21 protein-coding genes and 3 pseudogenes are annotated in these 26,410 nt (G+C 70.7%); 11 read left to right on the top strand and 13 right to left on the bottom strand.

The window, feature by feature from the left end:
• Positions 1-8: 8 nt before the first annotated feature.
• From IE241_RS17540 to IE241_RS34225, 4 genes and pseudogenes are all read right to left on the bottom strand, one after another.
• Positions 9-314 (bottom strand): annotated as a pseudogene (locus IE241_RS17540) (macro domain-containing protein); the annotation flags it as partial.
• Positions 315-420: 106 nt separating this feature from the next.
• Entirely contained in the window at positions 421-573 is a 153-nt protein-coding gene (locus IE241_RS17545) for an acyl carrier protein (protein ID WP_373300706.1), read from the bottom strand.
• A gap of 262 nt (positions 574-835) precedes the next feature.
• Positions 836-1,576: a GNAT family N-acetyltransferase gene (locus IE241_RS34815; RefSeq protein WP_308433717.1), complete on the bottom strand. Its 741-nt coding sequence runs from the start codon at positions 1,574-1,576 to the stop codon at positions 836-838.
• Between the two features lie 129 nt (positions 1,577-1,705).
• A pseudogene (locus IE241_RS34225) lies at positions 1,706-3,187 on the bottom strand (amino acid permease); the annotation flags it as partial.
• Between the two features lie 433 nt (positions 3,188-3,620).
• On the opposite strand from IE241_RS34225, the pseudogene IE241_RS34230 reads away from it, so the two are divergent.
• A pseudogene (locus IE241_RS34230) lies at positions 3,621-3,861 on the top strand (ISKra4 family transposase); the annotation flags it as partial.
• 55 nt (positions 3,862-3,916) lie between these two features.
• Here IE241_RS34230 and IE241_RS17560 read toward each other — a convergent pair.
• A complete protein-coding gene (locus IE241_RS17560) occupies positions 3,917-5,959 on the bottom strand; it encodes an alkaline phosphatase family protein (protein WP_229899412.1) in 2,043 nt (680 codons plus the stop codon).
• Between the two features lie 344 nt (positions 5,960-6,303).
• Between IE241_RS17560 and IE241_RS17565 the strand changes: the two genes are divergently transcribed.
• The 3 genes from IE241_RS17565 to IE241_RS17575 are packed head-to-tail and all read left to right on the top strand — an operon-like array spanning position 6,304 to position 8,334.
• Positions 6,304-6,789: a hypothetical protein gene (locus IE241_RS17565; protein WP_229899414.1), complete on the top strand. Its 486-nt coding sequence runs from the start codon at positions 6,304-6,306 to the stop codon at positions 6,787-6,789.
• Positions 6,790-6,827: 38 nt separating this feature from the next.
• Entirely contained in the window at positions 6,828-7,940 is a 1,113-nt protein-coding gene (locus IE241_RS17570) for a DUF3472 domain-containing protein (RefSeq protein ID WP_190022712.1), read from the top strand.
• A 40-nt stretch (positions 7,941-7,980) separates the two neighbouring features.
• The gene (locus IE241_RS17575) at positions 7,981-8,334 is read left to right on the top strand and encodes a glycoside hydrolase family 18 protein (protein WP_190022713.1); all 354 of its coding nucleotides are present in this window, start codon (positions 7,981-7,983) and stop codon (positions 8,332-8,334) included.
• A gap of 99 nt (positions 8,335-8,433) precedes the next feature.
• Here IE241_RS17575 and IE241_RS17580 read toward each other — a convergent pair whose 3' ends face one another.
• Entirely contained in the window at positions 8,434-8,943 is a 510-nt protein-coding gene (locus IE241_RS17580) for an O-acetyl-ADP-ribose deacetylase (RefSeq protein WP_190022714.1), read from the bottom strand.
• Between the two features lie 94 nt (positions 8,944-9,037).
• Entirely contained in the window at positions 9,038-9,406 is a 369-nt protein-coding gene (locus IE241_RS17585) for a hypothetical protein (protein WP_190022715.1), read from the bottom strand.
• Positions 9,407-9,697: 291 nt separating this feature from the next.
• Here IE241_RS17585 and IE241_RS17590 point away from each other — a divergent pair, with 291 nt between their 5' ends.
• Positions 9,698-10,258 (top strand): hypothetical protein, encoded by a 561-nt coding sequence (locus tag IE241_RS17590; RefSeq protein ID WP_229899416.1) that lies wholly within the window; start codon positions 9,698-9,700, stop codon positions 10,256-10,258.
• A gap of 51 nt (positions 10,259-10,309) precedes the next feature.
• Here IE241_RS17590 and IE241_RS17595 read toward each other — a convergent pair whose 3' ends face one another.
• Positions 10,310-11,188 (bottom strand): helix-turn-helix transcriptional regulator, encoded by an 879-nt coding sequence (locus IE241_RS17595; RefSeq protein WP_190022716.1) that lies wholly within the window; start codon positions 11,186-11,188, stop codon positions 10,310-10,312.
• 118 nt (positions 11,189-11,306) lie between these two features.
• Here IE241_RS17595 and IE241_RS17600 point away from each other — a divergent pair, with 118 nt between their 5' ends.
• A complete protein-coding gene (locus IE241_RS17600; RefSeq protein ID WP_190022717.1) occupies positions 11,307-12,365 on the top strand; it encodes an NAD(P)-dependent alcohol dehydrogenase in 1,059 nt (352 codons plus the stop codon).
• Between the two features lie 240 nt (positions 12,366-12,605).
• Positions 12,606-13,406, top strand: coding sequence for a VOC family protein (locus tag IE241_RS17605; protein ID WP_190022718.1), 801 nt, complete (start codon positions 12,606-12,608; stop codon positions 13,404-13,406).
• Positions 13,407-13,560: 154 nt separating this feature from the next.
• Here the strand turns inward: IE241_RS17605 and IE241_RS17610 are convergent, their stop codons facing one another.
• Entirely contained in the window at positions 13,561-14,208 is a 648-nt protein-coding gene (locus IE241_RS17610; protein ID WP_190022719.1) for a 50S ribosomal protein L25/general stress protein Ctc, read from the bottom strand.
• A gap of 333 nt (positions 14,209-14,541) precedes the next feature.
• Here IE241_RS17610 and IE241_RS17615 point away from each other — a divergent pair, with 333 nt between their 5' ends.
• Positions 14,542-16,695, top strand: a complete 2,154-nt coding sequence (locus tag IE241_RS17615) for a type 1 glutamine amidotransferase family protein (protein ID WP_229899418.1) — start codon at positions 14,542-14,544, stop codon at positions 16,693-16,695.
• 46 nt (positions 16,696-16,741) lie between these two features.
• Here the strand turns inward: IE241_RS17615 and IE241_RS17620 are convergent, their stop codons facing one another.
• On the bottom strand, positions 16,742-17,806 hold the full coding sequence (locus IE241_RS17620; protein ID WP_190022720.1) for a TolB family protein: 1,065 nt from the start codon (positions 17,804-17,806) through the stop codon (positions 16,742-16,744).
• 223 nt (positions 17,807-18,029) lie between these two features.
• On the opposite strand from IE241_RS17620, the gene IE241_RS17625 reads away from it, so the two are divergent.
• Positions 18,030-19,787, top strand: a complete 1,758-nt coding sequence (locus tag IE241_RS17625) for an ABC transporter ATP-binding protein (RefSeq protein ID WP_190022721.1) — start codon at positions 18,030-18,032, stop codon at positions 19,785-19,787.
• Between the two features lie 107 nt (positions 19,788-19,894).
• Here the strand turns inward: IE241_RS17625 and IE241_RS17630 are convergent, their stop codons facing one another.
• Both IE241_RS17630 and IE241_RS17635 read right to left on the bottom strand, forming a co-directional pair.
• A complete protein-coding gene (locus IE241_RS17630; protein WP_190022722.1) occupies positions 19,895-22,444 on the bottom strand; it encodes a hypothetical protein in 2,550 nt (849 codons plus the stop codon).
• A 205-nt stretch (positions 22,445-22,649) separates the two neighbouring features.
• Complete coding sequence (locus IE241_RS17635; protein WP_190022723.1) at positions 22,650-23,660, bottom strand: serine/threonine dehydratase; 1,011 nt, start codon at positions 23,658-23,660, stop codon at positions 22,650-22,652.
• Positions 23,661-23,702: 42 nt separating this feature from the next.
• Between IE241_RS17635 and IE241_RS17640 the strand changes: the two genes are divergently transcribed.
• Positions 23,703-24,338 (top strand): TetR/AcrR family transcriptional regulator, encoded by a 636-nt coding sequence (locus tag IE241_RS17640; RefSeq protein WP_190022724.1) that lies wholly within the window; start codon positions 23,703-23,705, stop codon positions 24,336-24,338.
• 82 nt (positions 24,339-24,420) lie between these two features.
• Positions 24,421-24,870 carry a winged helix-turn-helix transcriptional regulator gene (locus IE241_RS17645; protein ID WP_079110447.1) on the top strand — a complete coding sequence of 150 codons (450 nt, stop codon included), beginning with the start codon at positions 24,421-24,423 and terminating at the stop codon, positions 24,868-24,870.
• A gap of 58 nt (positions 24,871-24,928) precedes the next feature.
• Here IE241_RS17645 and IE241_RS17650 read toward each other — a convergent pair whose 3' ends face one another.
• Positions 24,929-26,299, bottom strand: a complete 1,371-nt coding sequence (locus IE241_RS17650; RefSeq protein ID WP_190022898.1) for an SDR family NAD(P)-dependent oxidoreductase — start codon at positions 26,297-26,299, stop codon at positions 24,929-24,931.
• Between the last annotated feature and the right edge of the window lie 111 nt (positions 26,300-26,410).

A 26,410-nucleotide genomic window follows, 5' to 3' on the forward strand; every position in this document is an offset into this window, starting at 1 on the left:
GCAGCGGGTCACCTCACCTGCGCGGCAAATGCCTCGTACGCCCGCTCATCGAAGAGGACGAAGCGGACCTCCTCCACCGACGTCTCCGTCTCCGCCTCCCGGACCGTCTCGACCGCGATGCGGGCCGCGTCCTCGACCGGCCACCTGTACACACCCGTCGAGATCGCCGGGAAAGCGACCGTCTTCGCACCCAGCTCGTCCGCCACGCGCAGCGACTCACAGTGGCAGGACGCCAGCAGGTCCGAGCGATCCTCCGAGAACGACCAGACCGGGCCCACGGTGTGTGGGATTTCCCCAGCCCTCAGGCAGCCGGCGCCCCAACCCGAGCCCTCTCGATCCGAACCGAGTGATCGTCAGGACGGTCACGCCGGACTGGATTGCGCCCGCGTGCCACTGCCTCACAGGGGGTGGCACACGGGCCTACCGCTGGTGCTGCTTGATCCAGTCGATGGCGTCCTGCACGGTGGTGATCGTCTCGGCCTCCTCATCGGGTATATCCGTGGTGAACTCAAATTCCAGAGCCGTGCCCAGCTCGACGACGATGCGCTTCACGCGCTCCTCGATGGTGGACACTCCGCAGCCTCCTGCGCTGACGTGCACGGGTGCGGATACGGGTACGGGTACGGGCAGAGATTGAGCTTGCCCACCCTCACAATTGTTCACGCTCCGGTGAAGCCGCTGGTGACCGTCTTCGCCAGGACTCATTGCCACTGATAGCCCGGAGCATGAAGTGTCCGCGTGACGGGATTGCCCACTTGGCCCGTCGAAGAGGCCTCAAGGCGGTGGCAGCTCTCGTCAGTCGTATGGCCGATCCGACGAGAGCTGCCTCAGCGGATCAGCCTTTCAGGCTGTAGAAGTGGATTGGTGTGTTCGGCCTGAACCCGATGCGCGGGTACACGGGGGCTCCGGCGGCGGTGGCGTGCAGCGTGGCGCGGGTCAGTCCGGTGGCCCGCGCGCCTTCGTACAGCGCTTTGCGTGTGACCGCTTCGCCGTAGCCGTTGCGCTGCCACTGCGGGTCCGTGGCGACGAATGCGACGAACAGGCGGCCTTGTGCTTCGACCGTGGCGGCGCAGGCCACTGGTTCGTCGCCTCGCATGGCGAGGTAGGCGTACACCTCGTTCTTCCAGAGCGCGGATCCGACCAAGCCGTCGCGGCCCTCCTCCAAGGGGAACCCGTACGCGCGTGATTGGAGGTCGGCGTAGGCCTGCAACTGCTCGTCGGTGCGCACCCGGGTGAACGTCAGGTCGGGGTGGGCCGGCTCGGGGATGGGGAGCAGGTCGCCGGCCATACCCGTACCCGGGAAGGCGTACTGGAGGCCGGCCTGCTCGGCTGTCGTCTTCAGCGCCGAGCGGGCCTCGTCGTCGAGGAGGTCTTCGAAGAGCCACACGAAGCCCGGGTGCCTCTTTGTCCGCATGATGTCCGCGGCCTGGTTCAGACGGTGCCTGACGAGCTCTGCTCCCGCTTCCGCCTCGGTCAAGGTGATGCAGTTGAAGAACCCGAACCGGCTGTCGGCCCAGCGAACGGTGATGCCCGGAAGGTCGCGCACGTCCGCGTCTGCGTCGCGGTCGAGCACCATGGTCCGCCAGACCGTGGTGAGCTGCTGTACCGATTCGATGGACTCCGCGGAAACGGTCACGGTGCCTCCATGACGTGTTGTGTTCGGTAAGGCTCCTGAGCATGTGGTGGATGCCCTTGGTGCCTCGGTGCCGGAGCGGGGCACTCCGTAGGAGCGGCGTCCGAAGCGCCGCCACAGGGCGGCCATGGCCAGGGCCACCAGCAAGGCGACGGGGGTGTAGTTGAAGGTCGTGGCGGTGACCGGGCTGGACTGCGGCAGCAGGAACAGCACTGTTGCCCCGGCTGCCCAGAGCACTGCTACCCAGCCGATCGGCCGGCTCCAGCGGCCCAGGTGCCAGGGCCCGGGGGTGAACCGGTCTCGGTGGCGCAGTCTCAGCAGCACCGGGATGGCGTAGGCCGGGGTGAACCCCACGACGGAAATCGCGGTCACCGCCGAGAACGCCGTGGCGGAATACAGGGACGGCAGGGCAAGCACGAAGGCGACACCGACTGCGAGCCCGACAGCGTTGGCCGGGACGGCCGTACGGCGGCTGACCTTCTGCCAGTGCGCCGAGCCGGGCAGGGCGCCGTCCCGGGCGAAGGCGTAGATCATGCGGCTGGCGGAGGCGGTTACGGTGTAGCCGCACAGGAACTGCGCAACGATGATCACCAGCAGCAACGCCTTCGCCGTGGCCACGCCCAGAGCGTCCAGGAAGATCTGCGCCACCGGCACCCCGGTCCGGCTGCCCAGCGTCGCGGCGTAGTCCTGGACGGCGAACAGCAAGGCGATCAGCAGGATGCCGCCGGCGATCCAGGACACCGCCACCGAGCGGATGATCCCGCGCGCCGCGGCCACGGAAGCGCCGCTGGTCTCCTCGCTCAGATGGGCCGAGGTGTCGTAGCCGGCCAGGGCGAAGCACGGCAGCAGCATGCCCAGCAGGATCACGTACACGGGGTTCGACCAGCCGGTGTTGTTGGTGAACTCGGAGAACACGAAGCCGGCCGGCTGGTGGTGAGAGGGGACGAGCGTCAGGGCGCCGACGATGACGACGGCCCCGGCCAGGTGCCACCACGCGCTCAGGGAGGTCAGAACGTTCATCAGCAGGGTGCCGAAGAGGTTCAGGACCGCGTGCAGCGCGAGGATGACCGCATACATGACCAGCAGGGACTTCGGCGTCGGCACGTAGTCGAACTGCAGGTTCGCCCAGGCGGCGGTGAAGGTCGCGATGCCGTAGTCCTGGGCCGCGATCCCGCCGAGCAGTCCCAGAAGGTTGAGCCAGCCGGTGTACCAGCTCCACCGTTCACCGCCGAGCCGGCGGGCCATGTAGTACAGGCCACCGCTGGTGGGGTAGCGAGAAGTGATCTCGGCCAGCGCCGCGGCCAGGCACAGCACCAGCGGCCCCACGGCGAGCCACCCCCACACCACCACTGCGGGCCCGCCGCTGTTCAGGCCGTAGCCGAAAAGCAGCAACGCCCCGGACATGATGGAGATGACCGACAGGGAAGCGGAGAAGTTACCGAAGGCGCCCATGCGCCGGTGCAGTTGCTGGGTATAGCCGAGCTCCTTGAGTATGCGCTCGTCGTCGTCCGGCGGCTCGGACCGCTGCCATCGTGCATGAGCTGATGTACGCATCGAGACGACAACCTGCTCTCCCTCGCTCCACGCCCTGCACCAGTGAACGAGGGCGGGATTGCTTCCGGCAAGGCTATTCCGGATCGGTGCATCGTGCCCGGCAATCGCTGGACGGCCGCCATCTCGTGCGAGGTGGCGGCCGACCAGGGGTCTTGCGTCAGGGGGCTCAGGCGTGGGCAATCCTTCAGACCGTGCAGCCATCAAGGCAGCTGCGAGACGAATGCCTCGTACGCGCGCTCGCCAAACAGTACGAAACGGAAGCGCCGGCAACCGGTGGGAGGTGGAGCCCCCTTCCCTCAGGACCGAAGGCTCAGCCGGCCCCGATCTGAGCAGCCACAGAGGCGTGCGCTTCACAGTCCCGTCACGCCGCATCGTCATTTTGAAAGGGACTGGAGATTCCACGACGCACAAGCAGGTTGACGAGCTCATACGGCCCGAGGCCCGGATCAAGTGGTGCACCGCCTCCCTGATCCGCCCGCCCGGACAGGTCATCGTCGACGCCTTCGACCAGTCCGAAGCCCGCGACCCCTGTCACCTGCGGCCACAGGTCGTACTGGCCGACGGCGCCCGCCACCAACTCGATCTGATCAATACCGAGATCGCCCCCCCGGGACGTCACAGTGCACGTGCCGCTGGACCTCGTTCACGTCGCCGAGTACGTGTGGGCCGCCGCCCAGATGCTCGCGCACGAACGCCTCTACCCGACACCAGGCCAGCAGAACTACGACCTCACCGCTTGATCCGGGCCTTCTCTTCAAAAGATCCGCACCTGAGCTCTTTCAGCGTGGTGACGCTCTCTTTGCCGTTCTCGAGGTGCCCGGCGAGACGGCGGACGAAGGAGGGGATGCCGTCCACGGTGATAGTGATGTCGTACCAGCCGTGGCCGGCATCGGCGTTGTGGGGCAAGGGAAGTGTCCTGCCCGGGTCCACGGTGTGGAACTCGCTGCGGGCAGGGTCGAGGTGGTCGTCGATGTAGACGGTCAGGGGGCGGTCGCCGCGGTTGGTCAGATTGATGTCGAGAGTGTGCGTAACTGCGGCGACAGCGGTGGTGACGGCGAGGGCGGCGCCGGGTCCGCGGCGAGGCCCTGCGAAGTCGCGGCGGAAACCGTTGGGGCCGATGACGGTGAAGCGGTAGGCGGTTGAGGCGCCGGGCACGGTGACGCGTGTGGGTTCGGTGATGTCGAAGTGCTGGGGCTTGGGGTACTCGTCGGCGTAGGGGTAGAGGGTCAAGTGGGCGCTGGCGCTGCCGGTGTTGGCGAGGGTGAGGACGAGATCTCCGGTGGCGGGGTCAGGGGCGCAGTGGGTGTCGGGTTGGTAGGGCAGGGGGCGGGCCCGCCGTGCGCCGACGGGTGCGGGCGGCCGGGAGCCGGTGCCGAAGTCGAAGACGGAGAGCAGGTCTCCCGCGACCGTGCGGCGCCAGGTACTGATCAGGGGTTGCCTGACGCCCGTCCAGGTTTCGAGGAAGCGGACCTGGGAGGTGTGGTCGAACACCTGGGAGCAGATGTAGCCGCCACGTGTCCAGGGTGAGACGACGATAAAGGGGACGCGGATGCCCAGGCCCAGTGGGTTGCCGTCGACGAACTCGTCGGTGTACGCGTCGGGTGGAACGGGCGGGGGCATGTGGTCGAAGATGCCGTCGTTCTCGTCGTAGCTGATGAGCAGCACGGTGGAGTCCCAGACCTCGGGGTTGGCCGCGAGCGCCTCCAGGACCTGGTAGACGATCTTCTGGCCGTCGCGGGGGAGGGAGTTGCCGGGGTGCTCACTGTCCCCGGTGGGCGGGACGATGTACGAGACCTTGGGCAGCGAGCCGGCAAGGACGTCCGCGCGCAGCTGCCGAATGAAACCGCGGGTGATCCCGGACGGGTTCGGCACCGCTCGGTACAGTCCACGTTCGTACAGCATCCGGTCGTCCGCGTCGGGGATCGAGGCGGCGGCGTCCGCCAGTTTCCGCACCCATACGGCGCGTTCGACCGCGGTCTGTTTGGCTAGGTCCTCATAGAAGTCGAACAGGTTGTTGTGCTTGCTCTCGGCCCTGGCCAGCACATCACGGAAGATCTTCTTGAACGCTGCGAAGAACTCCAGGTTGTTGTCGTAGAAGTTGTCCCATTCCTGGTACACCTTCCACGTCGTGCCATGCGCTTGGAGCAGTTGTGGGTAACTGGTCCACGGGGTCTTCCCGTCAGCGGCCCATGCGTATGCATCAGGCCGGCCCTCCAGATCGTGGGCACGTGCGTCGATTGCCCGGTGGGCGCTGTCGGGCTGCCGCCCGGTGTAGCCGCTGAAGAAGTAGTTGCGGTTCGAGGACGTCTCGCTCATCACCGAGCAGTGGTAGGCGTCACACAAGGTGAAGGTCTCGGCCAGCTCCCGGTACAGAGGCACGCCGCGCCGGCGGTAACGGCCCATGGTGGCGACTCCCTTGGCGGGGAGCCACGCGTCGTACCAACCGTCGTGCCACGCCTGGTGGCCCGTCGCCCAGTGGTGCTCGGTCGAGGTGTCCTGACTGCCGTCGGAAGCCAGCGGGTAGGGGCGGAGCACCCCGCCCTTGCCGTCGGGCTGGTCCAGGACCGTGAGGCCGTCACCGTCGCGACGCTTCACGACGTTCGGGTCGTCCAGGCCCCGGGCTCCGGGGAAGTCGCCGAAGTAGTGGTCGAACGAGCGGTTCTCCTGCATCAGCAGGACCACGTGCTCAATTGCGCGCAGGCCGCCGGGACGCGGCGGGCGGGCGAGCGCCTCGCGAACGGAGCGCGGAAGGACAGAGGTTGTGGCGTTCACAGCTGGTCTCCTCGCGGTCACGTACGCCGGCCCCCTGGCGGGCAGCGGGCACATGCCTGGGCATGGACTCACACCGTGCCTGATGACTGCACGTTCTTGAAGAACGCCCGGTTATTTCCGGCAAACCATCGATCAGCGGAATATGTACCGGTGCCGTGGCGGGTGACCTTGGTCAGGTCATGCCGCCAGCGAGGTGAGTCACTGGGGGTTGAGAAACCGGCGCGCCCGGTACTCAGTCCCGCGTACTGCCCCCGCAGCCTCAGTCACCCGATCCGTCATCACGGGGCACGTGGTCGGATGGCCGAACCCGTTCGGGACGGCTTGTGGCGCCTTCGCCGCTGGCTATGCTGCCGATCGCCCGGCGGGCCCTTCTTGAACCGGAGCACCGCGAGAGGAAACCGATGGACTACATCTGCGATCTCCAGGTCGTGAACGGGAAGGACCGACAACCCCCCAAGGACTGGACCAGGATCCCCACCAACCTGAACGAGGGTGCCGGCGGTTCCTTCCTGTACTTCGCCTTCAAAACCAGCGACGACCGCTCCCAGGCCATCACCGACATCAGGTTCTGCCAAGGCGACAAGCCGAAGCCGGACCCCGGGTACCAGCTGATCGACACCGATCTCAACGAGAAGACCACCAAGCACGGCAGTGCCATCTGGGCGGCCTTCACACATGACCCGGTCGCTGGAGCACCCCTGACCGAGCTGGATGTACATGCCGGCGACATGATCGGCTACCAGCCCGAACTCCCCTGGTTCAGGATCGACCAGGACCTCAATCACAACGCCGGCGGAAAGTACGTCTACCTGCTGTACACGACTGTGTGAAAGCGGCCGTAAGCCCGCACAGAATGGAGCAGCTGCCCATGCCCGTTGAGACTCCTGCCCCCGATACCCCCGAAGAGGCGTCGGCTGCGGACGCGGTCTACGTTGCACCTGCAGGTAAAGCATCCATTGCCGCTGCTGACATCCTCGTCAGCGAGTTCATGGCTCGGGCGGCTCCGAACTGCACTTACTGGGCCACACAGAACTGGAACGCGGGAGGCAAGTTCGGCGGCTATGGAGGGTTCCAGCAGAGCCCCAGTGACGGCCGAAAGATCATCACGTCCCTGTGGGATCACAAGGATGTAAAAGGGTGCGTCGAGCTCTTCTACCGCACCCCCGAGGGAGAGTCCCAGCCCTTCGGGGGCGAAGGCACTGGCCGGCAGCTGATCACCCCCTATCCCTGGGAATCCGACAGCTGGTACCGCTTGGTGTTTCGCTGTTGGGACGATGACGCCCCGGGCCGCGGTACCTGCCTGGGCCAGTGGGTCTACGCCGTGGACGGCTCCATGGCCGGCAAGTGGTTCGCTGCCGGGGCCCTGCGCTACCCCACTCGCAGCGAGCGGTTTTCCTGGGGGCTTGGGCTGTTCCAGGAGGACTGGTGCAGTACCGGGAAGGACCATCGAGAGTTCCGCCTGCGCAATTGCTGGTCCCGGAATGCGGGCAATGGGCAGTGGGAGCCCTGGACCGAGCTCAAAGTCACAGGAAAGAACATCAACAAGGACTGGGACGGCGGCTTCGAGGGCAAGGACTACTGCTGGGGCGCAGCCGGCGGTAACACCGTCACCCCTCCTGAAAAGGTCGAGCACGGGGTCGACGGCACCCTGGACTTCACCTGGAATCCGCAGAAGGACGATGCCACGACGGTGACCTTCGGCAACCCGCGCTATCAGGAGAGCCACGCCTCCACGATCACCGTGCCGTGGATCATCTCCAGCGACCAAGTCCCGCAGCTCAGCTACGAGTTGCAGATCCTCGACAAGGACGGGAACAAGATCCCGCACGTCGAGCCAAAGAAACGGACCGACCCGTTCTGCCATCGGGCGTTCGTCACAGTAGGCGACAACGTCAAGCCAGGCAGCCCGTACAAGGCCCAGTTGACGGTAGAGAACGTCTACGGCAGGACTACAACGATCAGCAAGCCCTTTACCGCGTAGGAGTCGCCTCGGCGACGTCGATAACTGGAACGTGATGGCCATGGACTACGGCCACCCGGTAGCCGATATGGGGCGGGCGGCGATCGACGCCGGCACCCACCTGTACGAGCAGCTCCGCAACATCTATCCGCAGCATGCCCCGGACTGGCTGTGGAAGAAGGTCGGCATCACGCCCATGATCGGGTTGAACGACGTGCCCCAGGAGACCTTCACTCTGGACAACGCACGGCACCTGGCCGACTGGGCCATCGAGAAACACATCGGCAGGCTGGCCCAGTGGAGCGTCCAGCGGGACCACCCGTGCGACAAGACGTACGTGGACCTCCACTGCTCCGGCGTCCCCGAGCAGACGGACTACGAGTTCTGCCAGATCCTGGGCAAATTCACCGGCTGACCGGTGGCGAGGTCTCGCTGCTCGCCGAGTCCGTCGACAACCAGGACACCAGCCTCCGGGGCGGCCTCAGGCGTGGTCAATCTGCGGACCGTTCAGCCATCAAGGCATCTGCGACGCGAAGGCCTCGTACGCCCGCTCGTCGAAGAGGACGAAGCGGACCTCCTCCACCGACGTCTCGGTCGCCCGCACCGTCTCCACCGCAATGCGCGCACCGTCGTCGAGCGGCCAGCCGTAGACGCCCGTGGAGATCGCCGGGAAGGCGACGGTCCGGGCGCCGAGCTCGTCGGCCGCCTTCAGCGACTCGCGGTAGCACGAGGCGAGAAGGTCCGAGCGGTCCTCCTCGTGGGTAAACCGTGGACCCACCGTGTGGATCACCCAGCGGGCCGGGAGGTTGCCTGCGGTCGTGGGTACGGCCTTGCCTGTCGGGAGGCCCTTGCCGTAGTGGGAGGCGCGTAGGTCGCGGCAGGCGTTCAGGATCGCGGGGCCGCCTGCGCGGTGGATGGCGCCGTCGACGCCGCCGCCCCCGAGGAGCGAGGAGTTCGCCGCGTTGACGACGGCGTCGACGTGCTGCCGGGTGATGTCGCCCTGAACGAAGGTGATCGTGGCCATGGGGCCATCCTCCCTTGCGGGAGTGCCCGGGGTCGTTCATTTCGGCGGCACCGGAAGGCGGGACCGGGAGCGGGCCCGGTCCCGCCCGGGTGGGTCAGATCGGGTACTGGACGCTGCGCACCGGCGGGTTCGTCAGCTGACGGCCGGCTCGGAGGACGCCCGCGCGCACCGTGCAGTGGCGGTCGGTGAAGTAGACCAGGGCGCGGTTGGTGCCGTTGGAGAGCCGGCGGATCTTGGCCCGGCTCTCGGTGAGCAGGCTGTAGCACTTGCCGTTCTGCGGGTCCTTCTCGCGCCTGCTCACGTCCTCGCGGAGACAGGCCACCCCGGTGATGCCGGTGCCCGCTTTGCAGCGGGAGTAGTCCACTGTCAGCGTGCCGTTCGCGGCGTGTGCCTCGGGTGAGGCGGCGAGGGTGGTGAGCAGCAGGACGGACACAGCGGTGCCCAGGGCGCGGCGGATACGCACGGGAGTCCTTTCGTGGTGACGGGACGGTGCCTCCAGATATCCACGGGCGCTGATCCATCCGGCGGAATCACCCGTCGGTGGGCGCGGCATTGCGTCGTGCCCACGAGGCGGGAATGCGCGTTCGGGCGACCGGCGTATCTCGGCGTGATCTCGGGGTGGTCACGCTTCGGCCCGGATCAGGACGTATCGACGGACCGGTTTTGACGGAGCGCGACGAATATAGGTAAGGCTTACCTACTTCTTATCCCGCGCTCCTTATCTCGCGCTTGTCATCGTGTCCTGGGAGGTCCCGTGCCGGCTCCTCAGTCGCAGCCGCAGCCACAGCCGCTGCGCCTGTACGACTCGTGGTGGACGGTCGCAGCCGGTGCGCTCCTGGCGTGCCTGGCCCTGGCGGGCTGCCTCTGGGTCTCCCTGCACGTGCGCGCCGACGAGGCGCTGCACACCGGGGCGCTCTTCGTGCACCTCGCGTCCCTGGCCCTCGGCTTCGGCGCGGTGCTGGCCGCCGACTGGTTCGGGCTGCTGTGGGTCACCCGGCGGATCCCGCTCGCCGACGCGCTCGGCGCCGCCGGGCGGCTGCACGTGCCCATCTGGGCCGGCCTGGCGGGGCTGCTGGCCAGCGGCGCCTTCCTGCACCCGGACCCGGCCTCCCCGCTCACCCGCGCCAAGCTCGTCATGGTCGTGGTCCTCACCCTCAACGGCCTCCAGGCCGGGCTGCTCACCCGGCGCCTGGCCCAGCACTCCCCCGCCCCGCCCGGCCGGGGGCTGCTCGCCTGGGGCGCGGGCACGGCCCTCGTCTCCCAGGTGTGCTGGTGGGGATCCGTCGCCATAGGCTTCTACAACTCACGACACTGAGACCGGCGTCCGTAAGGCGCAGGCCGCAGAGTCCTGCGAACGCCTGCGGGGCTACGCTCCGGGGCGCCCCGCGGACACGCCGCCGCCCCCGGAGCTCTCCATGGCCCAACTGGCCAGGATCCGCAGCGACTCGGCGGACGGCGAACCGGGCTCGGCGTGGTAGGTGACCAGCTGCTGGTTCTGGTCCGCGGGCAGGACGAGCGTCTCGTACGACAGCGTCAGCGGCCCCACCACGGGGTGGTGCAGCTCCTTCACCCCGAACCCCTTGTCCTGCACATTGTGGGCGGCCCACAGCGAGCGGAACTCCGGGCTCTTGACGGAGAGCTCGCCGACCAGGGCGGCGAGCTTGGGGTCGTCGGGGCAGCGGCCGGCGTCGAGGCGCAGGAAGGCCACGATGTCGGCGGCCTTGCGGTCCCACTCGGTGTACAGCTCGCGGGTGGCCGGGTCCAGGAAGATCTGCCAGGCCATGTTGCGCTGCCCCGCGGGCATCGCGGCGAAGTCGCCCAGGAGAGCGCAGGCCAACCGGTTCCAGCCGATGATGTCCAGGCGGCGGCCGATGATGTAGGCCGGGGTGTTGTCCATGGTGTCGATGAGGTGCTGCACCGACGGACGCACACGCTGCGGGCGGGCTGGCCGGCGCGTCTTCTTCACGCACGGGTTCACCAGGTGGGTGAGGTGATCCCGCTCGGCAGCGGTCAGGCGCAGAGCGCCGGCTATCGCCTCCAGCACGCCGGAGGAGACGTTCTGGCCGCGCCCCTGCTCCAGGCGCGTGTAGTAGGCGACGCTGACTCCTGCGAGCTGCGCCAGCTCCTCGCGCCGCAGCCCGGGCACCCGGCGCCGCCCGCCGTAGGGCGTGAGGCCCACTTCCTCGGGCTGCAGGCGGGCCCGGCGGCTGCGGAGGAAGTCGCTCAGTTCGGTGCGCTGGTCCATACCCACCAGTATGCGGGCGGCCGTGCGCCCCAGGGTGGTACTGCCAGTGGTAGGAACCGCAAGCGTAGTCTCAGCCGGGTTCTGGCTGGGATGTGCGGTCGGGCGCAGGATTTCCACCATGACGACACACACCTCTGTTCCCGCATACGCCGCCCCCTCGGCGAAGGCCCCCCTGGAGCGCATCACCGTCCAGCGCCGGGAGCCGGGTGAGCACGACGTCCTCATCGAGATCAAGTACTCGGGCATCTGCCACTCCGACATCCACACCGCCCGTGGCGAGTGGGGCGAGGGCGGACACTTCCCGATCGTCCCCGGCCACGAGATAGCCGGTGTGGTCGCCGCGGTCGGCGCAGGCGTGACCCGTCACCGGGTCGGCGACCGCGTCGGCGTCGGCTGCTTCGTCGACTCCTGCCGCGAGTGCGACAGCTGCAAGGCCGGGCTCCAGCAGTACTGCACCGGCAAGCTCGGCATGGTCGGCACCTACGGGCGCGCAGGCCGTGACGGCGAGGTCACCCAGGGCGGCTACTCCACGCACATCGTCGTGGACGAGAACTACGTCCTGCGCATCCCCGACTCCGTCCCGCTGGACGCGGCGGCGCCGCTGCTGTGCGCGGGCATCACCCTGTACTCCCCGCTCGCCCACTGGCAGGCGGGCCCCGGCAAGAAGGTCGCGATCGTCGGCCTCGGCGGCCTGGGCCACATGGGCGTGAAGATCGCGCACGCGATGGGCGCGGAGGTCACCGTGCTCAGCCAGTCGCTGCGCAAGCAGGAGGACGGCCTGCGGCTGGGCGCGGACCACTACTACGCCACCTCCGACCCGGCCACCTTCGAGACACTCGCGGACAGCTTCGACCTGATCGTCAACACCGTCTCCGCCGATCTCGACCTGGACGCCTACCTCGGCCTGCTCAGGACGGACGGCACGCTCGTGCAGGTCGGCGCCCCGGAGCGGCCGCTGCCGGTGTCGCCCTTCGCCCTCATCACCCGGCGCAAGTCCCTGGCGGGCTCGATGATCGGCGGCATCCCGGAGACCCAGGAGATGCTCGACTTCTGCGGTGCGCACGGCATCGGCGCCGAGTTCGAACTGATCCGGGCCGATCAGATCAACGAGGCGTACGAGCGGGTGCTGGCCAGCGACGTCCGCTACCGCTTCGTCATCGACGCGGCGACGATCTGACCCACCGCGGCCCCAAGGCGGCCGGTCCGGCGGTCGGCCGCCAGCTGCTGGCTGCCGACCGCCGGCCGCCGGCCGCCCCGCATTGCGCCGGGCCGCGACCCCGTACGCCGGTGGGCACTGGCCACAGCGTCGCGCGGTGCCCCCGCTGCGGTGGAAGACTGAGACGCGTCGGGGGGACGCCGTGCGCCGCACCCGCGGTGACGGTGCCCCTCACGCGTATCCGTCGAAGGGGCACCCACCATGCTCAGCACAGACTTTGTGACCGGATCACCCAACTGGCTCGACCTCGGCAGCCCGGACACGACCGCGTCCGCCGAGTTCTACCGCCGGGTCTTCGGCTGGGACATGCAGTCCGCCGGGCCCGACACACGCGGCTACGCCTTCTTCCAGCAGGACGGCAAGGACGTCGCGGCACTCGGTCCGCTGACCGAGGAGGGCGCGAGCCCCGCCTGGACGGTGTACTTCCAGACCCCCGACGCCGACGCCACCGTCAAGGCGGCCGAGCAGGCGGGCGGCGCCGTACGCGTCCAGCCGATGAACGTCATGGACGCCGGCCGGCTGGCCTGTCTCACCGACCCGGGCGGCGCGGAGTTCGCTCTCTGGCAGCCGCGTGCCGTCAAGGGCCTGGAGCGAGTGTGCGAGCCCGACACCCTCCTCTGGGTCGAGCTCCACACCGCCGACCCGGCGGCCGCCGGGGCCTTCTACCGCTCCCTGTTCGGGTGGGGCACGGAGGAGAAGGAGTTCAGCGTCGGCACGTACACGCTGATCTCCCTGGCGGGCAGTAGCGGGCCCTACGCGCCCTTCGGCGGTATCGCCCCCGCGCCCGGCGAAGGCGAGGGCGAGGGCTACGGCCGGGAGTCCCGCTGGATCCCGTACTTCCTGGTCACGGACACCGATGCGACCGTCGCCAAGGCGCAGGAGAGCGGCGGCTCGGTGGTCGCTCCGGCCGCGGACATCGAGGACGTGGGCCGGATCGCCTGGCTGGCGGACCAGTTCGGCGCGGTCTTCGGCATCCTCAAGCCCCTGCCGCGCGAGGCCTGAGCCCCGGACCGAGGGCCGGCTCCCGGACGACAGACATCGCGCCAGTCGGCTCCCGGACCGCCGGAGCCACCACGGCGGACGGCTCCCGGGCCACCGCGGCGGACGGCCTCCGTCCGCCGCGGATCCGCTCCCGGCCAGGGCCGGGGCCGCCCGCTCAGCTGCCGCCCTCGGCCTCGGGGGCGGCGCCCTCCTCCTCCGCGGCGCCTTCGGCCGCCTCGGCCGCCTCGCCCTCTTCTTCTTCCTCCTCCTCTTCCTCCGGCTCGGTCTGCGCCGCGACGATCTGCAGGACGGCGTCCTCGCCGTCGACGGCGAGGGTCGTGCCGCGCGGCAGCGGGATGTCCTTGGCGTGGATGGTGTGACCGGCCTCCAGGCCCTCGATGGAGATGGTGACGCCCTCCGGGATGTGCGTGGCCTCGGCTTCGACCGGGAGGGCGTTGAGGATGTACTCCAGCAGGTTGCCGCCGGGGGCGAGCTCGCCCTCGGTGTGGATCGGGATGTCCACGGTGACCTTCTCGCCCTTCTTGACGATCAGCAGGTCCACGTGGGTGAGGAAGCCGCGCAGGGCCTCGCGCTGGACGGCCTTGGGGATGACGAGTTCCTTCTTGCCGTCGATGTCCAGGCGGATCAGCACGTTCGGAGTCCGCAGGGCCAGCAGCAGAGCATGCCCGTCCAGCACCACATGCCGCGGCTCGGCGCCGTGCCCGTAGATGACGCCGGGGACCTTGTCGTCCTTGCGGATGCGGCGGGCGGGACCCTTGCCGAACTCGGTACGCGTCTCGGCGGTCAGCTTCACTTCAGCCATGCCTGCACTCCTCGCGGTTCAGTCGTCTGCAGACTCTGTTAACCGCCCGCCGGAGCGGTGCCGCCCCGGCTACTCCGTACGGGAGCGATATCGGGCTGATTTCCATCTGATGGCAGATGCGCGCCCCGGATGGCGGGCGGACGCCCACCGGCAAACGCCCGCCGGCGGATGCGCACCGCCTTATCCGGAATCCGTCCGCCGACGCGGACGCGATCGGGCAGACTTTGCGGGCACCGTGCAGACCCCGTCACACCGTCACACCGTCACACCGTCACACCGCCATGAAGTCGTGAAGTCGTGAAGTCGTGAAGTCGTGAATGCGAGGGGACACCCATGAGCGGAATGCGAAGATTCAGCCGGAGAGCCCTGTTACGGACCGGCCTGGGAGTGAGCGGCGGCGCGCTGGCCTCCCAGCTCCTCCCCCGCCTGCCCGGCCCCTCCGGCCCGGGCGCGGAGCCCGCGTGGGCACCGGCCGCGGCCCGGCAGGGGCTCTTCCCCGAGTGGAGCCGCTTCGCCCGGCTGGCCGACGGCACGTTCGACGAGGACGCCGACCCGCTGCGCGACATGCAGCCGGTGATCGCCGCGCTCAAGTCGCAGAACGTCAATGTGATCGAGCTCGACACGGTCCTGTCGAACTGGCTCACGCCCCCGCAGTTCACCGCGCACATGGGCAAGGTCAAGAGCTTCGTGGAGCTGGCCCACACCGCCGGGATCCGCGTCGTCATGTACTACCCGTCGATGGAGCTCATCAGCGTCGGCGGCGAGAAGGGGCCATCGTTCTACAAGAACGGCGAGGGCAAGTCCTGGGTGCAGCGCTCCCTCGACGGCAAGCCCAACGTCTTCTACGGCAGCCTGGTCGTCTGGGTCGACCCCGGTGACGAAAGCTGCTGGCTCAGCCCCAACTCCCCCTGGCGCGACTACTACCTCGGCCGCATCAAGGCCCTCGCCGCCACGGGCGTGGACGCCATCTGGCCGGACGTCCCGATCTACTTCGACGGGGCGCTGAGCTGGTGCGACGCCTCCACCTGGGCGGCGGACGCCTTCAAGGCCGACACCGGCCTCGCCCTCCCGGCCAAGGCCGACTTCACGAGCCTGCCCTTCCGCCGCTACGTGGAGTGGCGCCACCGCAACCTCAACCAGTGGCAGCTCGACATCGCCGCCGCAGGCCGGTCGGTCAACCCCGACCTGGTCACCTTCATCGAGACCGTCAGCATGGACTACCAGTACGCCACGCTGGTCGGCCTCGACGGGGCCTACCTGCGCAAGGCGGAGGGCGTGAGCCACGTCTGGGAGGTGGACATCCTCGGCAACTACGACGGGATGCGCCACGCCACGGCGACCGACTGGACCTGTCTGATCTCGATGTACAAGTACGCGCGGGCCGCGAGCGGGGCGAAGCCCGCCTGGGCGTTCTCCTACGGCTGGAAGGCCGACGACGCGTCACTGGTGATGGCCGAGCTGCTGGCGGCCGGCTGCAATCCGTACGAGGTCAAGAGCCCGTTCAAGAACGAGACCACCGACAAGGCTATGCGCACCCGCATGTACGCCTTCGTCGCGGCCAACCAGGAGAAGCTCTACAACGCCGCGCCCGCGGCCGAGGTCGGCGTCTACCACTCCTCCGCCTCCCGGGACTACGTCAGCCCCGCCGCCGGCACGGGCATGTACGCCAACACCAAGGTGCCCTCGGGCGTCAACGACTGGTGGGCGGGGGGCAGCGCCGACGAGAGCTGCACCAAGCAGGCGTGGCTGGGCGAGTTCCGCGGCACGGTCAAGGCGATGGTGTACGCCCACATCCCCTTCGCCACCGTCACGAGCCCGCACCTGGCCGCCGCCGACCTGGCCCCGTACCGCGTGCTGATGCTGCCGAACCTGCAGGCCGTCTCGGACGACGAGGCCGCGGTCCTGCGGGAGTACGTGGCGGGCGGCGGGACGGTCGTGATCACGGGTCCTGCGCCCACCGCCCTCGACGGGACGGGCACGGCCCGCAGCGAGTACGCGCTGGCCGACGTGCTGGGGTTCCGTAAGGGCGACACGCTGCCCGCGAGCAAGCAGAATCGATTCGGCTCGGGGACGTGCTGGTACGTCAAGAACCTGGCCGGCCTCAGCTACCTGGCGAACACCGACCAGGCGAGCGCCGACCAGCTCCTGGTGCCCGTCCTCGCGGCCGCGCCGCCCTCGGTGCGGCTCACGGGCGACCGCCGCATCCACATGGAGGTGAGCCGGCTCGGCGACGACACCGTCGTCCAGCTGGTCAACTTCACCTGCTTCGGTGACGCCCCGGCCGCGTTCAAGACCACGCCGGCCGCCTGCTCCGTGGCGCTGGAGGTGCCGGCGGGCAAGCGAGTGCTGTCCGCCACGGTGAGCTCCCCGGACGGCGCCTCGCCGGCCCCGCAGCCGGTCACCTGGCAGGTGGCGGGCACCACCGCCACGGTGTCCTTGACGGTGGGCCAGTACTCCCTGCTGACGGTCACTACCACCACCGGCTGAGCCCCGGGCTACGGCCCGCCCGCCCGTCCGTCCGTCCGTCCGAAGGTTATGGCCCGTCCGTTCCGGGGGCGGGGATCCGCCACAGCGCAGTCGGCCGGTCCTCGTCCCCCGGGTGGGACTCGAAGGCGATCCACCGCCCGTCCGGCGACCAGCTCGGCGCGCCGTCGTAGGAGGCGTCATCCCTGGTCACCCGGACGGGGCGGCCGCCGTCCAGCGGGATCACGAAGATCTGCGGCACCTCCAGGCCGCCGGCGGTGGAGGAGAAGACCACCTGCCGGCCGTCGGGCGACCAGCTGGGGTCGGTGTGCTCGCCGGCACCGCCGGTGAGCCGCCGCAGGCCGCTGCCGTCGGCGTTCATCACGTACAGCGCCCAGTCGCGGCTGCCCCGCTCGCGCCGCTGGAAGACGAGCCGGTCGCCTTTGGGCGACCAGTTGGGCTGGCGGTTGTCCGTGCCGGTGGCGGGGCCGTCCAGCAGCCGGGTCCGTCCGCTGCCGTCCCGCCGGACCTTCCAAAGGGAGCCGAGCGCACTGCCGCCGTCCCCCGTCGACTGATCCGTCCCGCTCTCCGTGCTCTCCCGGCCTTCCCGGCCCTCCCGGCTCTCCTGGAAGACGATCCACGAGCCGTCCGGCGAGAAGCTGGGCTCCAGGTAGCCGGAGTCGCCGCCGTGCTCGGTGACCCGGGCGGGCCGGCCGCCCGGCGGCAGCACCCACACCTCGTCCCGGCCGCTCTCCCGGTCCGAGGCGAACGTCACCCCGGCCGACGGGTGCCAGCTGGAGCCGGGCAGGTTCACCGCGGCCTTGTCGGCCTCGTCGAGCAGCGTGCCGGGGCGGCCCGGTGTGCCGCCGCCGCGCAGGGGGAGCACGCGCAGCGCAGCGGCGCCCTCGTTGTATCCGCCTTCGAAGAGCGTGAAGAGCACGGACTTGCCGTCCGGCGAGAAGGCGGGGTTCTGCGCGCTCGTGTGGCCCTTGCCGCGGTAGAGCAGCTCCGCGCCGTCGGCCCGCGCGGCCGCCCGGCCGCCGGACGGGCCCGGCGGCTCCGCGTGCTCGGAACCGCTGCAGGCCGTCAGGGCGAGGGCGGCCAGGAACGCTGTGACGATCAGGCGACTGCGCACCCGGCCGACCCTAGTGGAGCCGGTGCGCGCCGGAAACCGGAACGACCGAAGCCGACGCTCACCCTTGTGGGTTACGGTCCAGCCGCGTCGGGATCAGCGCAGTCAGCGAGCGAATCGGCGAGAACGTCGACGAGAACCGTACGGTGGCCCGCGCGCCGGATTGCCCGCGGCGGCGAGCCGCGACGACCATGAGGGTGGCTGACGCTGCCCGCTGGGAGTACTGATGAAGAACCCGTCCACGGCGAACCGGCACGTGCTGTGGTTCTTCCGCGGGTTCGGCACCCCCCACCGGCGGCTGCTCGCCCTCGGGACCGGCCTGCGGCTCTGCGAGATGGCCGCCGATCTGGTGACCCCGTGGCCGGTCGCCGCCGTCGTGGACCGCGTACTGGGCATGGACGGCTCGCGCAACCCCCTCGCCTCCCTGCTCGACGTCTTCGGCCGGGACGGGACGGCCATGCTCACCACGGCGGCCGGGCTGGTGGTGCTGGTGGCCCTGGTGTCCGCGGCGTTCGACTACGCGGGCGACCGGACGATGAACGGCGTGGGCGAGCGGATGAGCGTGGCGATCCGCTGCGAGACGTTCGCCCACCTGCAGCGCCTTCCGCTCAGCTACCACGACCGGCAGACCGTGGGCGAGTCCACGAGCCGGGTGATCACCGACTGCGGGAACATCAAGGACAGCCTCGTCGCGTTCTGTTCGGTGCTCTTCCCCGGCGTCCTCTCGGTCACGGGTTACGCGGCCGCGCTGCTCCTGCTGGACTGGCGCTTCGGCCTGATCGGCGTGGCGGCCGTCCCGCTGGTCCTGCTCCTCGGCGTCCGCAACCGGCGGCGCGGGCAGCGGGCCGCGCGGCGGCGCAGGGAGGCGGAGGGCGAGCTGACCGGGCTGGTCGCCGAGGCGCTGCAGGGCATCCGGACCGTGCACGCCTTCGGCCGCCACCAGGCGCACGACCGGGACTTCGCGGCGCGGAGCCACGGGCTGCTCAGCGCGGGGCTGGAGGCCGCCGACGTCCAGGCGCGGCGGGCGCCGCTGCTGGAGTCGGCGACGGCGGTCGGCACGGCGGCGCTGCTGTGGGTGGGCGGCGTGGGGGTGCTGCGCGGGTGGTGGAGCACCGGCCATCTCGTGGTCGCGCTCAGCTATCTGACGGGCATGGTGGCTCCGCTGCGGGCGCTGTCCAAGCTCTCCGGCACCTTCGCGCAGGGCCGGGCGTCGGCGGAGCGCATCGCCGAGATCCTCCGGGAGCCGTGCCCGCTGCGGCGGCCGGTGCGGGCCGCTCCCCCGGGCCTGCCAGCCCGCGCGAGCGGCCGCATCGACTTCGAGGGGGTGTCGATGCGCTACGGGGACCGTCCCGCGCTGCACCGCCTCGACCTCGGCATCGGCGCCGGCGAGCGGATCGCGCTCACCGGTCCCAACGGGGCGGGCAAGTCGACGGCGCTCGCGCTGGTCGCGGGCCTGTACCGGCCCACGTGCGGGACGGTGCGCATCGACGGGACGGCGACGGGCGACCTGCCGGAGGAGTGGCTGCGGCGGCAGGTGACGGTCGTGCTCCAGGAGACGTTCCTGTTCGCGGGAACCGTCGCCGACAACATCCGCTACTCGCGGCCGGACGCGGGCCCGCGCGAGGTGCGCGCGGCCGCCGAGGCGGCGCTGGTCACGGCCTTCACCGACGACCTCCCCGACGGGCTCGGCACCCGGCTCGGCGACTGCGGCGGCGGGCTGTCGGGCGGGCAGCGCCAGCGGGTGGGGATCGCACGCGCCCTGCTCGCCGACGCGCCGATCGTGCTGCTGGACGAGCCGACGTCGGGGCTCGACGCGGAGGCGGAACGGCTGGTGGTGGCCGCCCTGGGGCGGCTGGTCACGCACCGGACGGTGGTCATGGTCACGCACCGGCCCGCACTGCTGGAGACGGCGACGGGCGTGGTGGCGCTGGCCACGGACGACGAGGTGCGCGGCGGGCTCTCCCCTGCCGGCCCCGTGGCGTGACCGGGCGGCCCGGGCTACGCAGCGGCCGGCAGCACGTTGATGAGCGCCCCGTCACGGCCGAGGCCACGCCCGGGGACGAGTGGCAGATCACGAAGGCCCGCCTGCGCTCAGCCCCCTGGCCATCCCTTAGGGCTGCCGCCCGGCCGTCGTCCGGGCGGTCGGCGGTCGGCGCGCAACCGGCGTGCGACGGCTGTACGGAGCCGTGTGGCGGCCGAGGGGCGTCCCGGGACGCTGTCGATCAGCTCCTGCACGACCTGGTCGTAGGCCGGGTCCGCGTAGTACGCAGTGTGTTTGAGCAGCGGCGCCTCGGGCTTGTCGTCCTGGGCGACGACCCGGTACGGGTCGCGCAGCTGGATCTCGGGGCCGATACACCGGAGCCAGAGATCGCCCTTGTCGCTCGGCTTCGGCATGACCTCGGCCCCGTCGAGAGCGGTCCAGGCGCCGAGTTCCGGCCGGACACGCCCCGTTGCGGGACGCGCCAGGACGGGACCGCCGAGGTAGTCGCTCCAGCGGTGGAGGTTCCGCCAGCGCCCGCCCAGCTTTTCGTACACGTCCCGCAGCACCGGATAGCCCGCGTATGCGGGGAACAGCCGGGCGTAGGCCCAGGTCAGCTGTGAACCGTGCGTGAGCAGTGCCAGCCGGTCGAGCGCGCGCGGCTTACCGGCGGACCGGAGCGCGGCGGTCTGGAGTACGGCGGCCGCACAGATCAGGCTTCCCTGGCTGTGGCCGGACAGCACGACCGTCCGGCCCTCTGCCGTCTTGTCCTGGATGCGCCGGGTCAGCGACAGCACCGCCCGGCCGCCGTAGGGAGGCGGCACGATCGGGTGCGCCAGGCGCGGCCAGAACGCCAGCAGGTCCCACAGCACACCGACTCCCCGTCGCCACTGCGGGCTGCGGAAGGCTCGCATGCCCAGGAACACCAGGCCGGCCGCCAGCCCCGTCAGCGCCCACGCCCCGACGTCGTCGGCCAGCCCGAAGAACTTCACGCCGAGCAAGACGCGGTGGTAAAGGGCGTCCTTGATCCAGGTGAACCCACGGTCCTTCCCCAGTACCAGGGATTCGCAGGCGGAGTAGCCCTGCAGGAGCGCACAGACCAATCCGGTGAGGGCGATCACCAGCAGGACGGTGGGCAGCCGGTACTTCACGGCAGCGAGGCGCCACGCCTCGGCGATCCTCGCCACGGTGCGGTCGGGGAGCTCCGTTGGAGACGTGCCCGGGTAGTCCTCCCGGACTCGGTCTCGGAGGTTGCGTACCCAGCCGGGGCGGAAACACCACACGCAGATTCCGCTCACCACGGCTGCCGCCACCACCAGTGCCCACAGCAGCGCGGTGACATGGAAGACGGTGGGAAGGACGAGCAGCGGCTCGTCATCGGGGGGAGTCTCCTCCGGCTGGACGAGGCTGCCCAGCAGCCGGGCGGTCTGGATCGCGGCACCGGCCGTGAATCCCGTGGCCAGGAGGACCGCAAAGCTCGCGAGCACGGGGCACGCCAGCCCGCCCCACATGGGCCGCTGCCCCTTGACCAGACCTTGGGTCGAAATGACGCCGCGCAGCAGGCAGGTGGTCACCAGCAACGCGAGCAGCAGCACCGCACAGGCCAGGTAGAGAGCGTTAAAGGCCCACTCGAAACCGGCCAGATTCGCGGGTTCCTTGCCGGTGGCCTGGCGGGTGGCGTGCGGCCCGAAGAAGACCGCGAGCACCATGACGGCAAGCAGAGCCGCCCACATACTCCGGCGCAGTATCAGGCACGGCATCGGGATCTCGATGGCATCGCGGCCGGTGGGGTCGTACTTGAGCTTCTCGCCCCGGGGGTGGTAGCCGACCGCCGTGAGGACGACGCAGAGCAGACCGACCACTGCGGCGAAGCCGAACATCGCCCAAAGGGCGTCGTCCTCCCAGCCCTCGGCGGTCCGCAGACCGGCGACCGGCTTCACCGACGCGTAGGCCACGAGCATCGCGAGCAGGGCCACGGCCGCGGTCGTGTGGAACAGCCGCAGCATGGGGGCACGCGGCGAGGTGGCCCAGAACGGCTTCTGCGCGAGAGCGCCCACGCCGTCCGGCCACTCCTCCGGCTTGGCGGCCGTGGGCGGCGGATAGACGTAGACCTGCCGGCCGAAGCGGACCAGCAGCCAGATCAGGGCGGCCGGTGCGGCGGCGCCCAGGGGCAGCCGCCACGACCAGCTGGTGGGTTGCTTGCTGGACAAGGGCAGCCAGCTGTTACCGGACGTGCAGAGCATGTCGTTGCCGCATTGAAAGGCGATGAGATCGATCGCCACGAAGGCGACCGCCGCCGTGAGCAACAGCGTCAGTACGAGTCCGAGCAGTCGCAGCACCGCATCGGCCGTCCGCCGTGCCCCGCGTCGTTCTTCGGTCCGCGGATCCCCGGGGGTACGGACGAGCATCGGAAGGGTGTAGCGGGCGAGGTTCAGCACCCCGAAGGGGGCCAGCAGCAGCCACAGCGCCTTGGACACCGAACCGGAGGTCATGTTCCCCCAGTGGAAGGCCTCCCTCACGGGCGGCTCCACCGGCGGCTCCGACCGCCGCAGGAACCGTGCCGTGTCGTCACCGCCGACAGGTCGCAGCTCGGCGATCTGGAGGACGTCCGCGGGCGGTGTCCCGCTGACACCGTGCACGCGTATTTCGACCGCATCAGGCACATTCCCAGGATCGAGGACCCGGGCCGGTCGTGCCACACGGCGCTGATCCTGGCGGACTCCGTGGCCGGTGAGCCCTTGCGCTTCTGCAGCAACGCGGCCGCCGCCGCGGGTGGCCGCGCCGCGGGAGCCGGGCATCGCCCTGTGCGAACCGCCGCCCGCCGCGTGCTGACCGGCTTTCGGCCGCCTCGCCCCCGCTGACCGCACGTCAGTGACGGCGCACCAGATCACCGGGGTCGGTGTTGGCGCCGCAGAGGACGACGGCGACGGTCTCGTCCTCCTCGGGCGTGTACGGGCCGCCGGGCGCCGTCAGGGCGGCGAGCGCGGTGGCCCCGGCGGGCTCGACCGCGATGCGGTGTTCCTCCCACAGGGACTGCCGCGCGCCGACGATCGCCTTGTCCGGTACGAGGACGGAGGTGACGTCCGCGTGGCGGGCCGCGGCCAGGGCCGTCTCCGAGACGCGGCGGGCTCCCAGGGCGTCCGCCGCGACGGAGTCGACGGTGACGTCGACGACGCGCCCGGCCTCCAGGGCGGCGTGGAGGGCCCGGCTGCCGGCGGGTTCGACCGCGACGGTCCGGATCCCGTGGTGCCGCGCGGCCGTGGCGACGCCCGCGAAGAGGCCACCGCCGCCCACCGCGACGACGACGGTGTCCAGGCCGGGTACGCGCGTGCGGATCTCGTCCAGGAGGGTGCCCGCGCCCGCGGCGATCAGCGGGTGGTCGTAGGCGTGGCTGGCGAGGGCGCCGGTGGTGCGCGTGAACTCCTCGCAGGCTGCGAGCGCTTCGGCGTACTCGGTGCCGGCGAGGCGGACGTCGGCACCGTAGCCGCGCAGCCGGGCGACCTTCACCTGCGGGGCGTTCTCCGGCAGGAAGACGGTGGCGGGCACGCCCTGGCGCTGGGCCGCCCAGGCGCAGGCCAGGCCCGCGTTGCCGCCGGAGGCGATGGTGACCCCCGCCCGCGGCAGGGTGCCCGCCTCGCGGTGGGCGGCGAGGAAGTTCCAGGCGCCGCGCGCCTTGAAGGAGCCGGTGTGCTGCATGAACTCCATCGCGAACCACACCCGGCCGCGGGCGGTGGGATCGGCCGGCGCGACGGCGACGGGGCGCGTGTGACCGGCGATGCGGGCGGCGGCCTGTTCGACGTCGCCGTGGGTGAGGTCGTGCACGGGATTTCCCCTCGGGGCGCAGGCGGGGACCGGGCGGGAAGCGCAGGGCCGCAGCATGGCGGAAGCGTGAGTGATACAGCGTACGATACGCTGTATCACATGCCACGGCAATCTCCCTCCCTCGCCCGGGCGACCCCGGAGCTCATCGCCCGCACCGCCCTCGCGATCATCGACGAGGAAGGCCCCTCGGCCCTCAGCTTCCGCTCCCTGGCCGAGCGGCTGGACGTCTCCCACGCGACGATCCACCGCCGCTGCACGGACCTGGGCGGGCTGATCGACCTGTGCACCGACCACCTCGCCGCCGAGCTGCCCGGGATCCCGCCGGGCACCGGCTGGGCCGAGGCCACGGAGCGGCGCTTCCGGGGGCTGTACGAGCTGCTCACCGCGCACCCCGGCCTGGTCGCCCTGCGCGGCTCGCGCCCCTGGCTCGGCCCCCAGCTGCTGGCCCGCCTGGTCGAGCCCGCCCTCGCCGACAGCATCGCCGCGGGGATGACACCGGAGCAGGCGTTCCACGCGTACCGGCGGATGTACCTGCTGACCCTCGGCAGCGCCACGTTCGTCGACCACCGCGCCCCCGGACGGACGGTCACGAGCACCCGCACCGCGCTGGCCGCGCTCGACCCTGCGGAGTTCCCGGTCCTGACCGGGAACACGGACGTCATCCTGCCCGCCATGACGGACCATGAGGTCTACTACGGCGCCCTGCGGCAGCTGATCCGGGCGGCACACCCCTGAGCCGCACGAGTCGGCCGGGAAGACGGATGCGTGTTACCGCGAGGGTTGGGGAAGCAAATCCGGCTGCTCTACGATGGAGCGCATGACGAAGCCGCGCCCCTGTTCGATCGCCGACGCGCTCGGCGTGGTCGGCGAGAAGTACTCCCTGCTGGTGCTGCGTGAGGTCTTCTTCGGAGTCCGGCGCTTCGACGCGATCGCCCGCAACACCGGGGCCCCGCGCGACATCCTGGCCTCCCGGCTGCGCCGCCTGGTGGAGGCGGGGGTGCTGGAAAAGGTTCCCTACAGCGAACGGCCCGCGCGCTTCGAGTACTGCCCCACGGAGGCCGGGCACGATCTGCGGCCGGTCCTCATCATGCTGATGAGCTGGGGCGACCGGCACCTGGCGGATGTGCCGCCGACCGTCTTCGAGCACTCCTGCGGTGCCGACCTCGACCCGGCCGTCGTCTGCCGGTGCTGCGGCGAGGAGGTCGACAGCTCGGCCATCACCGCGCGCTTCCAGGTGCCGGGCTGGGGCGTCGAGGGCGCGGCCTGACCCGCGGCCTCGTTCCGGGCCTTCCCGGAGCAGGGCTTCCCGGAGCAGGCCGTCCCGGTCACCAGTCGGCGACCCGGTAGTCCTTGAGGTGCACGCCCGAGACCGGGTCGCCCGCCTCACCGCGCACGATCGGGTCGTACACCCGGGCCGCGCCGTCCACGACGTCCAGCGGGGTGCGGAAGCCGTGCGCGGCCATCCACTCCTTCTTCGGCGCCGGGTTCTCGTCCGTGACCCAGCCGGTGTCGACGCTGCACATGTGGACGCCGCGGGCGGCGAGTTCCCGGCCGCTGGTGCGGGTGAGCATGTTCAGCGCGGCCTTGGCCATGTTGGTGTGCGGGTGGCCCGCGGTCTTGTTGCGCACGGCGAAGCGGCCCTCGACCGCCGTCACGTTGACCACATAGCGCCGCGGGTGCGGCGAGGCCAGCAGGAGCGGCAGCAGGCGATCGCACAGGAGCGTGGGAGCGAGGGCGTTGACCAGCTGGGTCTCCAGCAGCTCGGCCGGATCCAGCTCGCCGAGGCGCGCGGACCAGGAGTTGGCGGCGGACCGGTCCGGCACCAGCCCGGCCTCGTCCACCTCCGCGGCGGCCGGCAGGACGAGCCCGAGCGCCGCCGACGCGCCCGCGCCGTCCCCGGTCCCCTCCAGCGCGTACGGCGTCCGGAAGCCGGGCGCCTGCCACAGGGCCGTCTCCGCCTCCCGGCCCGCGGGCAGCGGCCGGGACTCCCCCGCCGCCAGCGGCGCGTACGCCTCGGGCGGGCGGCGGATCGTCTGTGCGGCGTTGTTGACGAGGATGTCCAGCGGCCGGCCCTCGTCCCTCAGCCGCTCGCACAGGCCGAGCACCTGGCGGGGGTCCCGCAGGTCGATGCCGATCACGGTGAGCCGGTCCAGCCACGCCTCGCTGCCCTCGGCCGCGTGGAAGCGGCGGACGGTGTCGCGCGGGAAACGGCTGGTGACCAGCAGCTCCGCGCCGTCGCGCAGCAGCATCAGGGCGAGCTGGAAGCCGATCTTGACCCGGCCGCCGGTGAGCAGGGCCAGGCGGCCCGTCAGATCGGTGCGCAGGCCCCGCCGCTCGGTGTTGTCCGCGGCGCAGGCGGGGCAGAGCAGGTGGTAGAAGGCGTCGGCCTGCCGGTAGGGGGTCTTGCAGACGTAGCAGCGGCGCGAGCGGCCGTAGGTGCCTGCCGCACCGGGGGCGTCCAGGGGTGCGTCCTCGCGGCGGGCGAGGGCGCCCGTCGCCGTGGCGGCGACCACGCGGGCGTCCGCCTCGGCCTGTTCCTGGCGCCGGCCCTTACGACGGCGATGCCGCCCGTCGCGTACGAAGGACGAGGCGACCTGCTCGGCGCGCAGCCGCACCGGGTCGTCGACGGGCAGTTGTCGCAGGCGGCCGACGGTGCGGTCGAAGGCTGCGAGCTCGTCCTCGGTGAGGTCGCCGATGCCGGTGGTATCCGCCGTATCCGCCGTACCCGTCGCACCGGTGGTGCCGGTATTGCCGCCCACGTCCGCGTCGTCCCCGCCCCGTCACGGAGCCCCGGGCTCCGCCTCGTT

The sequence above is a fragment of the Streptomyces hiroshimensis genome (assembly GCF_014650335.1).
Lineage (GTDB): Bacteria > Actinomycetota > Actinomycetes > Streptomycetales > Streptomycetaceae > Streptomyces > Streptomyces hiroshimensis.